At 56.0% G+C, this 13,082-nt stretch carries 4 protein-coding genes and 1 riboswitch; of the genes, 1 reads left to right on the top strand and 3 read right to left on the bottom strand.

The window, feature by feature from the left end; genetic code table 11:
- Nucleotides 1-124: 124 nt before the first annotated feature.
- The 3 genes from YBN1229_RS09385 to YBN1229_RS09395 form a co-directional block, all read right to left on the bottom strand.
- Nucleotides 125-5,347, bottom strand: coding sequence for an NACHT domain-containing protein (locus YBN1229_RS09385; RefSeq protein WP_046500745.1), 5,223 nt, complete (start codon nucleotides 5,345-5,347; stop codon nucleotides 125-127).
- 150 nt (nucleotides 5,348-5,497) lie between these two features.
- Nucleotides 5,498-7,435 (bottom strand): UvrD-helicase domain-containing protein, encoded by a 1,938-nt coding sequence (locus YBN1229_RS09390; RefSeq protein ID WP_046478117.1) that lies wholly within the window; start codon nucleotides 7,433-7,435, stop codon nucleotides 5,498-5,500.
- Entirely contained in the window at nucleotides 7,413-9,305 is a 1,893-nt protein-coding gene (locus tag YBN1229_RS09395; protein ID WP_046478118.1) for an ATP-dependent nuclease, read from the bottom strand. The genes YBN1229_RS09390 and YBN1229_RS09395 overlap by 23 nt, the downstream gene beginning before the upstream one ends.
- Before the next feature lie 1,102 nt (nucleotides 9,306-10,407).
- A riboswitch (cobalamin riboswitch) is annotated at nucleotides 10,408-10,600 on the top strand.
- Between the two features lie 111 nt (nucleotides 10,601-10,711).
- Between YBN1229_RS09395 and YBN1229_RS09400 the strand changes: the two genes are divergently transcribed.
- Nucleotides 10,712-13,042 (top strand): TonB-dependent siderophore receptor, encoded by a 2,331-nt coding sequence (locus tag YBN1229_RS09400; protein ID WP_052743819.1) that lies wholly within the window; start codon nucleotides 10,712-10,714, stop codon nucleotides 13,040-13,042.
- The last annotated feature ends 40 nt before the right edge of the window (nucleotides 13,043-13,082 follow it).

Here is a 13,082-nt window from a genome sequence, read left to right on the forward strand (position 1 = left end):
TAGGTCTGGCTGCCTGCCCAGATTGCTTCCTACGGAAGACAAGTGTCGCGCTCAGGGCAAAAATCGGAATTGCTTCGTTAATGGCTTTCCTGATAGCCTGAGTTGTTGCTCTCAACCAAGCGCTCTACCTTTCACGCAGCTGCTCCTGCTGGAGAAAGCCGGCCCCCCTAACCCCATTGTCGACGAGGATATCGGAAATTAGCGAGATCATCGTGCGGTGTGCGGGTGTCAATTCACTAGTCTTCTTTTCGAGTAGCGCTTTTAGGAGCTCAACCGTTTCATGCCCATTGGCATCCCAGAAAGCCCTATCTTGCTTGCGGTCGACAACGATTTCTGCAAGCCAATCAAGGCTAGGTTCTGGCAGCAGATCAAACCCTCCCTCCTTCATGAAGCGTAAGACGACCAAATATAGAGTGACGTTCATGCCGAAGCGACGAACTGTCTTCTCGATGGTGGGCAAGAATGTCCTAAGCGTCGGCGATCCCTCCTTGAGACCGCAGATAAGGGGCTGAAAGTCGCCCTGAACGCAAAAGAGGGTCGAAGTAACGCAACTGACAATATGGCGATCGATGTAGCTTCCTCCATATCGCCCCTCTGCGTGTTCAAAAATCCAATCGGTTGAAGCATTCCATATTTCGATACTGTCCTGCGACACCTCGGCGGGTAGCAGTAGCGCATAAATCATGAACGACCGCATGAAGCACTGCATTGCAAGCAGACCGGTTTCGGTGTCGGCCGCAAAAATTGGTCCTAAGATTGCCTCCCGTACTTCTGCAGGTGTGAGACTGGCAGCGATGCTTCCGGTCCAACCGAAAAGACTGTATATCCATTCGTAAGGAGCATTGCTTTGCCTGTGTCGGCGGGTGCGCGCAAAAGGCGGCATTGCCTTCTGTATTGAAAAATCCACGAGCTGGCGGATGAGACGCATTAATTGGCGGCGGCGATAGTTATTGAGAAGTATGGATTTAAAGTCGGCAACAAGGATGGTCTTCTCAGCTATGGTCCAATGAAAGCTGAGGTCATTACTGGCATAGCGGGCCCGCGCGTTATCGTCTGAAGGCGGCGCATCGGGCCGAACCACCCACGGCATCGGTATCTCAGGCAGGTTAGGCCGAGTGCCCTTATCGATGGCCGCTTCGGCTTCCTCGACAAGAGCAAGGTTACGTTTCGCCTCAGCCTCGTCCCAAATGAGGGAATGGTAGTTCGGCGCAGCATCAGTTACGAAGATGCAATGCCTCACAAGCAGCTGAAACAGGATCCAGTAAAAGTCAGCATGGTCTGATGCGTACTGGTCGGAGGCGGTTGCGACGGTCTGAACGACCTGTTCAAGCGGATCAACAGCGAAGTTCAGCAGCGCGCTCTGGCAGTCTCGCGACCGATAGCCCTTTGCGAGCAATGCCGAAAAGCCATGTACGGCAAAGATGAGAGGGTGCATCGATAGCGCGGAGCCACGGTAAGTGATCGAGTCAGCGTCCGGCGGCATGGCACTCGTACGACTTAAAACGTCGAAGCACCAAGCGGATGTTTCTTCATTCCACATGTCGGAATTTGCGAACCGAGCCAGGACACAGGCCGCTCCGGCCACAGCGGACTTGCGGTACAAGCCGAGAAGCTCCGAATGATCGACCGGACAGTCGAACAGAGTATCTTCATCGAGCCGCTTTGCTTCGACAAGTGCTGTCTCGAGGGTGAACCGAGTTTCCAGTGCGCAATCTTTGATGCTTTCGTGCGCCCAGAGCGCTAAGGCCATACAACGATTGAGGAGCGCGTGCTCTTCAAGCTGCCGCACACGTTCCGGATCATTAGCTGATGGCGGGGCGTTCCAGATTTTGATCTTGCCGTCATCGGTTGGTTCTGCGTGCCAATACTGAGGGTCCGCCTGCTCGACGAACCAGTTCATCTCTTCGCGCAACGCCCGGGTATGTGCGTAATTCTGCTTGGCTTCTTCGTACTGATAGGGAAGACGGGCAGTGAACGATCGAATGCCCTCGACGTAGCGCTCGCGGATAGCCGGATCATGCCAGAATACAAAGTGAGGGACGAGATCGCGGATGCATCGCGATCTGTGCGGCTTCCTGTTCAGCTGGCGCACTGCCGTCAGATAGTACCGGTCGCGATGCCAGTTGCCGATTTCATTTGGACATGGACCACCTTGATCCTGGACAGCGCGACGCAAGTCCCAAACCCAGATATGGGAACATGTCACCAAGGGTAGGGTGCACTCAATTGACTTATCCGGATGCGCCAGGGCCAGGCTGGTCGCCAAACCGAGGGCGGCGACGGCCTCGTTTCCTTCCAGGATCTTACGGAACGTCGTAGCGAAATCATCGCCCGCCTCGACGCGTTCGAGCGCCCACTGTTCAAGGGCCATCAGCGCCGATCCGACAGCGCTATTCCCCCATATTCCACGGAACCACAAATAGACCTGATCATCGCCCCAGAAGCTCTGCCGACCCCAGGGGAATTCAACTTCGACAGGTAATGGCGTCAGCGGCTGACCATTGGCTCTGCTGCGCCGCTGCTCCGCCCAACGCCACACCTCGATTGAATGGTTACAGAGCGCGCGGATAAGCCTCAACCCTTCCGCCTCGTTGTTGCGTAACAGCACGAGGAACGGCGGCTGGAGAGGGGAGGCCGGATAGAATGCATGATGATCTGAGATGCCGAGATCGTCGGCTAGCATATCGGAGTGCGAGCCCCACCGATCTTTCTTGCGTTGGGGATGTTCCAGAAATGCCTTGAGAATGTAGTCGACCAGTGCCGTTGGGATGCTGCGGGCCAATCCGGCACAATTTCGGATTATTTCGTCTCGAAAGATATGGCTGAGCTTGTGATCGGCTTTGTCCGATAGATAACCTTGCACGAGTTGAGGAATGTCACCGGCTGATGAAAGGACAAGCGAACGAATGTCCTTCTCAAGGTTTTCTTCCACGTCATGAGGGAAATCCACGCCGAACGGATCGCGACGGTCTGCAAACTTGTCCGGATGTCGTGCTTCCTCAAACTCCATCAGCCAAGCGTGCGCAATTGTACCAATCCGGCGGCAGTGGCGAATGTTCTGGCCACCGCAGCTGGATTGCCATGTCGAAAAGACAGGCACTAACTCGGGAATCAATGTGGGCGAAGGATTGCCTGCGTGGGGGAGGTACCAGTCAAGAAATCTGACCCAGGTCATGATTTTGGGCAACGCCGCGTGGTTTGCGTACTGAACCCGCTCTTCGGGGTCGAGATCGGGAAACGTCCGTTCATCTAGAAAAATCGGATTGGGTATGACCTCTAGCGTGCGAAGAGCGATAAGGAGTTTCTTGAGACGATCGTCATCGTCTTGGTGGAGATAATTCGCCAATTTGGCCAGAATCTCTGTCGTGCGTGTCGAGCGAAGACATGACGTCAGCACCGCTCGCTGCCACACGGGCCTGAGCGCGGGATCACTTACGTCCTCGTAGATGGCCAGCCATTCCTGTTCTGTCGGATGGGATTCAAGCGCAAACGAACCGAGCAGCTGTATCGGGCGAACGAGTGCCTGTGGTTCCTTCAGACGCATCAGCAATGCACTGATTGGGCCGAGCTCACCTATCAGCAGCTGGCATAGCGCCCATTCCTCATAAATGTCGTGGGTGAAAGCGACCGTATGGCCGAGGCGGACGTCCCGGATAATGCCCGCCGATTTCAGGTCACCTATCGGTTCGGGTTGGATACCTCGAATTGAGATCGGCGTATCAGGCGCGGCGGCAAGTCTGCTGGCCAATTCGAGGAGAGCGCTGCGCCGTGTCTGCGCAGGCGTGAAGTCCGAGCGGTCAGCCGCGCCGAGCTCCCACCACAGCTTCAGCAACTCGACTTCGGTCGCAGGAAGGGACGTTGTGCCATCCCGACCAGCGAGACTGAGCACGGCTTCAAGAAAGAATGGTCGCTTGAGAATGACGTCGACAGTTCCTGCCTCCAGCATCAGAGGCCGCAGGCGGGGAAATTTTGTAGTCACGGATCGCAAATCATCGGAGCCGAAAGGTGAAACGGTAACCGTTCGAACCGGAAGCTGCTTCAACGCGTCAGGGCTGAGCCATGTGGCGATATGCTGAAGATTCTGCTCGCGGACTGTGGCAAGCACTTTCCATCGCGCGAGGGCAGGCTCGGTTGCGATGGCAATAATCAAGTCGTTGACGGTAAGTTGGGTCGCTTGGTCACTGATCTTGTCGATGCCATCGATGAAAAGGATGGGCTCGGCGACGGTTCCCAGCTCTACCAAGAGCGATGTCAGATCGGAGGATATTCCAAGGAATGCGGCCTGGGCCGACCAACCCCGCGGCTGAATCCGGCTGTCTTTAAGCACGAAGATGGTGCCAAGCTGAGCAGTTTCCTCGGCAATTTCCTTGAGGAGAGCAGATTTGCCGGTGCCGGGCTCGCCATCAATCTGTATGAAGCGACCCGCAGACAAGGCAGCCTGCACCTTGTCGTACGCTTCGGACCGGTGCAACCGCAAACCGTGAAGATCTGCTTTGATGGTAGAAAGTGCGCGCTTCGATTCTTGATTGATCGCTTCGATATCTTTCAGAAACCTGCTCGACGTACCTACCGGTAAATTGTCTGCCTCCAGATGTCTAACAAGGGTGGTGCGAGTTGCGCCGCCGCCGACGGGAATGATCTCACCGGCTTTGGCGACGAGATATGCCCAGACGCTTGAAGCCTGATCCTTCTGTTCGACAGGAAGATGCCCGCGCAGGCGGTCCTCTGCACCTTCCACATCACGTGAACCCGTCTCCGCTGAGAAATCGAAGTGGACGATCTCGAAGCAGCGAAGAAACCGCCACAGCGTGTCGTCATCGATGATGTGGCCCGCATAGCTGGCAAGGACCGTGCGGACGGAAGTGACGAAGGTCCTCTTGTCCTGGTGGGAAAATGCTTCCTTTGTGACGCGCTCGACAAAATTGGCGCTATCTGGACTGTGGACCGCCCAATTTAACACTGCTCGATAGTGTTTGTCGGCACGTGCGCTGTACGTGGCAATGGCAACTCCCAAACGATCTCGGCTGTCGTTGAACGAACCTTTGAAGGTCTGCCAGGCTTGTTGCAGGACAGAAACCCACTCTTCGTCATTCTCCGTGAACGTTAGATCGCTTTTCACCTGCAGATGAAGTCTCGCCCGTGTGCCATCGGCGAGTTGTCCCACGACGATGACGTCGTCGAGAGGATCACCGAAGGCAGCGCGCTGGGTGAGAACCTCGACAGTCCGCAGGCCCGGAACGCCTCTCGCGGGCGCGTCGGTGAGGGTCGCCGCCAGATAGTAGGCAGTAACGCGCGCCTCGAAATGAGTGCCGCCACCGCCAGTGGTATAGGGGCTGATCATCGCCATGACCGTAGATGATTCGTTGAGAGCCATAGCCCGGCTAGGAGATATAAACTAGGAGCACAAATGCGCTTAAGTCTCAGAAAATCGAAGCGTCAGCGATCCCAACAGCAGGTTGGATCGGCAAAGAGACTGAGCGGGTATCGAGGTCAGCAGTCATGTTGCTGCGGTCGGAGGAGCTTGCACATCTACTATCGTCCACCCCGACAAGGTCATCAGATTTCTATGCTCTTCACTGATCTGCGAAGTCTCAGCAGCGACCGCCAGCAATCTTCTGGGGCGGCTTGCCGCTACGTAGAAGTTGGCCAACAAGGTGCTTTCCTTAGGACCCCACGATTTCGCAGTCGTTGCTTTGAGGGCTTCGGCGAACTTGCCGAACGGCTTCATGTTAAAAAAAGCCGTTTGCAGGATGAGAGTGGCATCGTGAGTTTGCCCCTTAATGGAGGCGATTGTTCCAACATTGATCGGGATATTCGCGCCCTCGACGTTAATGAGGACGCGTGATCTGTCGCTCGCGACATCGACCGGGGCAGAGGGATCCGTGCAAATGCTGAGCTGATGGCACGTGGTAACCTTGAGACTGGCAGGGTTGAGCGGGCCTAGGGCCGCCAGCAGTGCGATCTGGGCGGCCTGCCACTCTTGTTCGGTTATTGGAGGGGACCCCAGATACGTCGAAATCCATACACGTAGGCTGGCGGCAAGGTCGGGAAGGCGACGATCCAGTGCCTTTAATAGCCAACCCTGTCTGAAAACCTTCTGCTGATCATCGGTCAAATCGCAACAATGCTGAACACTCTGACGAATGGCATCTTCTACGACGTCAAGCCCGCAGCCGCCCCACCCGAACTGGATAATCGCCTGATGCAACGTAGGCCCCAGCGGTGCCGAGCTGGAGGGGCTAAGGTTCGGAAAATAGCTGCCAATGACGAGCTGCTTCTTCGTAGCCGTCTCGCTTGGGTTTCGCCTGTGACCGGCAGCCCAGAAATCGCCGTCTGGACCAATATCCTTCGCGATGATCTTTGCATATTCGTTCGGGACGAGATGTTCGGCACCATCCGGGAACAAAATTGCATACAGCAAGCTATCTGGCTCCTTAGTGGAGACGATCTGTTGGGGTCGATGAACCCCAAGCTTGCTGGCTACAGTGGCAATCGAGGGGCCAAATCTCTTGCTTTCGTTGAGGTCCAAGGCGCTGCTGTCCAGGTTCCACGCCGGCGAAGCGCCGTCCGTAAGGATGGCTTGGTTCACGTCACCGATGCACTGCAGGACTGAACCGGCATCACGAACAGCGTGGAGCATTTGGAACGCTTCGGAGGATGTGTCTTGAGCCTCATCGAGGACAAGCATCGGAAAACGTCCTGCGACCGCTTGGGAGAGCCCTGAAATGTTTTGTAGGGCATGGTTGGCGACCGCCATCATGTCCTCATAGCTGAACAAGCCTCTGGCGTTTAGGGACGACTTTACAGCCTGAAGGGCTGCGTAGGTTGGTGTGCCTGTGCCAAGATTCTCAGGTGGCGCAAGTGTCCAGGGGTTGTTGGCGTCGAGTGTTAGTACTGCCGCGATCTTCTCGGCTCCGGCGCGTACGCGCTGCATATAGGGCGCTTTTATAGGAAGCCCAGAACGACCAGCCAACCAGCCATGAGTGTTCGATGCACCCATGAGTGCCTTGATGGCTGCCGATCTGAATATACCCGTATCGATAGTTTGGATTTCGAAGCCCAGACCGGAGCAGGTGGGCAAGGCCAGGAATTGGTGGGCAAACTGTGTAAGGGTACCGATGAAGTGAGGATAGCGGAGAAGGCACTCGGCTTCTGGGTGGTCCTTAAGTTGGTCTTGGATTTCGCGCTTCGCCACGTTGGTGTGGGTCACCACCGCGACTGCGCTCATGGCGGGATTCCAGCGCCGACCAATCAGACGCAGTTTCAGGCCAAGAAGTGTCGTCTTCCCTGCGCCAGGTGCTGCCTGAACATCCTTGCTGCCCATTTCGGTGAGAAATTGCCGTCGGACAGGATGGCTTAGGTCAAGCCCACCGGCTGAGATTGCTAGTTCCGCAATCTCTTCTTCCGTCACATCAGCCAAGCTGGGCAGGGGCATCGGAAGAGCCTTGCGTGGCTTGTTGGGCGGGGGCTGGAGCTGAGGCGGTGAGGGGGCTCGTTACGTAATCAATCGCCTCTACAAGGTAAGCGGGCAATCTCGCCCGCATTTGCTCCGGCGTATCGGGGAGGTTCCGAAGGATTGAAGCCAGCTCATGGGCAACAGTGGGTTTGGATAGGTTGCTGCCGTTCTTCAACAGAGGCTCACAAACCTTCACCGCCTTTTCCCGAACAGTGCCCGTCAAGCTGTCGAAGAATGTCTTAGCCTCCTGGTCGAGGGTTTCCTCGGTTTTGGTGCCAGTGTGTCTGGCACGCGTGATGGCGCGGTTCATCTCATCGAGGAGGCCCCCTTCAGCGAGGTCAAACTCCAATGTCCAGCAGGGAGAGACAAATGTTTTGACAGGTTCTCCATCCTTTGCGGTCTTCTTGGCGATGTGCGTTTGGATTTCTGTTTGCTCAAACTGGTCCTCGGTCTTGCGGCCCTCTCGCAAGAGAGAGGCGGCAGCGGTAGGTGGCACATCTCGATCTGTAATGCATGCAACGGGCACCGGTAGCACGGGAGGCTTCTGGCGTTGAAAGATGCGGGCATAGCGGTAGAAGCCCACCGTACCGACGTTGACGATGGAAACGCCATGCTTTGTGAATGGCCGGCCGATCTTTTCGGCCAGCGCCGGCAACAGGAGAACTTCCGCGTCGCCCTCGACCATCACCACGCCCTTCGCGAAGAAAAGGTTGGCTTTGGTTGCATCAAGGAACCGGCGCAAGAACTTATAGTCGCCTGGTTCAAGCTTCGTATGGCTGGAGCTGAGCGGGAAGGTTGTGCCTGCGCCGATCATGATGACATTCTGAGGATCGGCGCTGCCTGCTAGAAGTGGGCTGTGGGTGGTCAGAAGAATCTGAGCTTTGCGTCGATTTGTAGCCTGATTATCGAGCATGGCAATAACGCTTGACTGCATCTGAGGATGCAGGTGGGCCTCAGGTTCCTCAACCAGGAGGAGAGGCAGTTGGGCCGTCGCTTCGGATTGCAGCAGAAGCAGCTCCGCACACATGAACAACACATTGTCCAGACCCAATCCGCGGTTTACCGCCAAGTTCACCCCATTCGGGGGGTGAAGCTCCAATTGTAGCCGTTCAATGACCTGCTCGAACGAGAATTTCACGCCCATACCGAGCTTAGGGAGCAGGCTTGTACCAGTCAGCGCGGCATCTGCCAGATATTCTTCGCGGAGGCGCTTCTCGATGTTCTTGATAGTTTTGTTGTCAGAGATGTTCTTCTGGCTATCGACCATGATCTTGGCGAGGGTATCAGCGACCGTGGCATCCTTCTCGGGCCTCATTTCTGGCAAGGTCTGAAGAATCTGCGCCAGTCTGCTTCGCCGACCGGGACGGAGTTCTGCAGAAGCATCGCGAAGGGGCCGCAGATAAGTAGCCTGCAGGTACTCGCGGAGCTTCCCGTCGACGTCTTTCCCCGAGCCTGTGCTGCGTTCCGGATATACTGATTCATCGGCTTGCAGCTTGGCGGTTAGAGAAACCTGCAACTCGCTACGGCCGGGCTGACCGTCTTCGCCGGGGATGTTGGTGAGCCACTCTGCGAAATTTCCAACTTCGTCCGGTGTAAGGCCGTCGAATACGCAGCGGATCGAGAACTCCTTGGACTGCTGCCCGTCGCCGCAAAAGAAATCGCTGATGGTGATCCGCTCGTAGTACTGGCCGCGTGTGCCAAGGCAATAGCGGATAGCATCAATAAGCCCGGTTTTGCCGGCGTCGTTCTCCCCAACGATGAGGTTGAGACCCTGCTGAAACGGCACGCAAAGCGGTTGGCCATTGCCAACATTCCTAAAGTTCGTAACGTGTAGTTCCTTAAGGTACATTGTCAGGAGCCGGTCCTTTGGACCTGTTGAATTGTCATGGGGCTGACAATAGTCGATATTCGAACAAGGGAAAGAGTACTACCCACTCCGCATGGAATTCTGCGCGCGGAGCCCGTTATGCGCCGCTGCATCCATATCTGCCATATTTGGCAAAACGAACCCGACAAAAAGCCAAGCCCTTTGGTGGCTAGAAGGCGTGTCCGAAGTCTGGCACGAAGTGAAGGATAAGATCAGCTGAAACAGGACCCGCTCGGGGTACACCTGGAGCGAGGGAATGTGGTCTCAGCGGCGGGCTGGGACAGTAATGTGCGAAATCGCCCGAAACATAGTGGCGCAATGCTCTGTCCCACTGGCCTCTAAGCTTTTGAACTAGCTCAATTGTTATAGTTCTGCCGGGATCGCCAGCTCTTAGATCTGCCGCACACTTAATTGGCGATTTCCCGTCAGGCTCCCTGCTTGAGGGTCGCCTTATCGGTCGATCTCGTCGACGCTTTCAACCGCGTAGGCCAACACGAGAGGTAACGCAGTGACGAGGTGCGAGTGCAACTTAACCCCGGGGGGCATGTGCTTGGACAATTGCAACGCTCGAGATTCATTCCACGGGCAAGCGAGCGACCAACGTCAGTGTGATCAAATCGGTTGGCGGAGCAGCAATGTTCGGGGACTTGCTGTAATAAGCGGGCGCTCAAACGCCTCGACCGAAGGAGATTCCCCCAACACACATCATTGGGTGGGGAACTAGGCATCGGAAAAGCCTGTAATGGGGTAGAAGATTTCGGTTCCCCACCGACTGCTAAGTCATTGATGCGGCGCGGATCAGGTTCCCCGGCCCTGGGCACCATCCCAAACATGTAATGATTCCCCCCAATTGTCTTGGTGCATGGCGGGGCGGGTGTTCCCGCGTTAATCCGGTGGACGACGGAGCCGGTCGAGGTAGCGTCCGAGGGGCAGCATCAATCCAACACTCTCTTTCCGAGTAGATGTCATTACCGCCGAGGTGGGGCGATTACGCCCTGTGCCTTACGTGTGGCCCAAGAGGCACATGCGTCTACCATCCGTTGTTCCGAGTTCGTCCCAACGCTTGCTTAAACTCTATATTTAATTTCTGTTAACGCTCGACGGTTTCCTCAAAGGAATGAAATGGGAATCCGGACGGGAGAGATACCCCAAAGCCGGAGCTGCCCCCGCAACTGTGAGCGGTTAGCTTTCCATCAAATGCCACTGGGATTTCTCCTGGGAAGGCGATGGAGCGTAAGTCCGCGAGCCAGGAGACCTGCCGTCAGTCGTGGTCACGCGCGAAGCTCATTGGGCGGGGTGTTCCAAGGGTGGCACATTTTTTCGGCATAGCCGGAAGTGTGCGGTCTAATTCGCGCTGACGTGCCACCTACGAATGCACGCAGGTATCAATGTTTCCGGGATCAGTATCGCTCCTCAAGCGAGCGGATAATTGCGGCTGGATAACGCCGCTCACCGTCACCTTCATTTCTCTCATCGCCAGCCACAATACTGCCTCCGCCCAAGAGGCGGTTTCACAGTCGGCCACGCTACCTCCTGTAACGGTTATTGCGCCTGCCAGCCAAACTCAGCAGCCCTCTCCATCGGTCAATGCGACGAGTTCCGCGAGCACAGCAGCTCCCACGCAAAGCTTTGACCAGATCAACGATTCTGGTCTCTCAAACACTGCACCTCCGCAAAATCGCAACGACCCAGGGACCTCGGGATTCGTCGCGACGATGAGCGGTGTCGGAACAAAGACGCCAGGATCGGTTCTCGACACGCCGCGCTCCATTTCAACGGTGAGTAAAGCGGAGATTGAAGAACGCAACGCACAGAGCGTGTTAGAGGCACTGCAATACACGTCCGGTGTGAATAGCTATTATTTCTCGGGAAATTTTCTTACCCGAGAACAAGCTCTCGTCCGGGGTTTCCTCGTCTACCAATACCTCGATGGCCTGAAGCAGCATGATAGCAATTGGGCTATTGAACCTTATGGTTTGGAACGCGTGAACCTCCTTAAAGGACCCGCGTCGATGCTCTACGGACAGGGGAGCCCCGGAGGCTTGCTGGACCTGACGAGCAAGCGGCCAACCGATGAGGCTTTCACGGAGGTCGTCCTACAGGCTGGGACTCACAGCAAGTTTCAAACCGGGGTCGACTTCGGTGGTCCGATCGGAAACGGCCGTGTGCTCACCTATCGTATGACCGCTCTCGGAAGGCTGGCCGATGGTGAGGTCGACTACACGGAAAACGATCGCCTCTACGTCGCTCCGGCGCTTACCTTTAGGCCGAACGCGGACACGACCTTCACGCTGCTTTCAAGCTATCAGCACGATCCGAGTCTGACGGTGCAACAGGCGCTGCCACGCGAAGGCACAATCCTTCCTGGACCGAACGGCCAATATATCCCGCGGGAACTGTTCCTCGGTGAACCCGGATATCACGACACCAGCAAGACATCCTTCAAGATCGGATACGAGTTCAAACACCGCTTCGATAACGTTTGGTCGTTTGAGCAAAATGCAGCCTACCGGCACATCGACATCGCATTGTCCGAAGTTATGGGAATGGGCAGCCCGAGCGGCCCAACGTCAACACGTCGGCAGATGTTTGACGCTGATTACGTGATCAATACCTATCAGGTTGACAGCCGCCTGCATGGTAATTTCTCGACCGGTCCACTGGACCACAAATTGCTGGTTGGATTCGATTACGCGGCAATCCCGAACTATCAGGGGCAAGGCGTAAACCGGGCAAGTCTCTATTCGCTTGATCTATACAATCCGGTCTATGGTCAGCCTCTGCGATCCAATCCGATTACCTCGAAGCGTTATCAGGATCTCACGCAAGCGGGCCTGTATCTTCAAGACGCCATTTCCGTCGGTGGCCTGACAGTCACCGCAGGTATTCGCCATGACTGGGCTGAGCTCAATCAAGAAACCCTGGCGAGAGATCCCGTAACAGGCAACTTCGGGGCCCCGATCCACACTCCAAAAGAAGATAAGGCGTTTACGCATCAACTCGGTGCCATCTACCGCTTTGCGAACGGGTTTGCGCCATTTGTCAGCTATTCAGAATCGTTCTTTCCCCTCACGGGGTCCGATGCTGGGGGCAATCCGTTTGAACCGACAACGGGCGAACAAAGCGAGGTGGGGATCAAATTCATGCCACCCGGTGTGAACGCTCTCTTCACCGCGTCGGTGTTCGACATCACGCAACAGAACGTACGAACGCCGGACCTTGCGAATCCGGGGTTTGCGACGCAAACCGGCGAAGTCGCGGTGCGAGGGGCGGAACTCGAAGTCCGCGCATCCCTTGAGAGTGGTTGGAATTTTGCTGCCGCCTACACCTATCTGGACAGTGAAGTCACAAAGACAAACCAAAAAGGGGCAGGCGGTAAAAGCTTTACCTCCGTTCCAGCGCATCAGGCGTCACTATGGGGATCGTACACGTTCTTCGAAGGGGCATTCCGTGGCCTGACAATTGGAGGCGGTGTCCGATTTTTCGGAGAAGCGGCAGGCGATACTCTCAATACGTTCTATGTGCCCGCGTTTACGCTCTATGACGCTACGGTGCGTTACGATCTCGGAACGATTTCTCCAGAGTTCGAGAACTGGGAATTCGCTGTCAATGCCAAGAACCTGACAGACGAGCGCTACGTCACAAACTGCGATTCCACCTACTCTTGCTATTACGGGGTTGGCCGTACCGTCGACGCGTCACTTCGGATGCGTTTCTAGCTTCTTCGCGGGGCGAGCGTCCAAGGTTCGCCCTGCGAAC

The organism is Candidatus Filomicrobium marinum (assembly GCF_000981545.1).
GTDB classification, from domain to species: domain Bacteria; phylum Pseudomonadota; class Alphaproteobacteria; order Rhizobiales; family Hyphomicrobiaceae; genus Filomicrobium; species Filomicrobium insigne.

Coding starts and splice junctions, on each gene's coding strand:
- YBN1229_RS09385 (WP_046500745.1), bottom strand. CDS start 5,347: ATGGCGATGATCAGCCCCTATACCACTGGCGGTGGCGGCACTCATTTC.
- YBN1229_RS09390 (WP_046478117.1), bottom strand. CDS start 7,435: ATGCCCCTGCCCAGCTTGGCTGATGTGACGGAAGAAGAGATTGCGGAA.
- YBN1229_RS09395 (WP_046478118.1), bottom strand. CDS start 9,305: ATGTACCTTAAGGAACTACACGTTACGAACTTTAGGAATGTTGGCAAT.
- YBN1229_RS09400 (WP_052743819.1), top strand. CDS start 10,712: ATGTTTCCGGGATCAGTATCGCTCCTCAAGCGAGCGGATAATTGCGGC.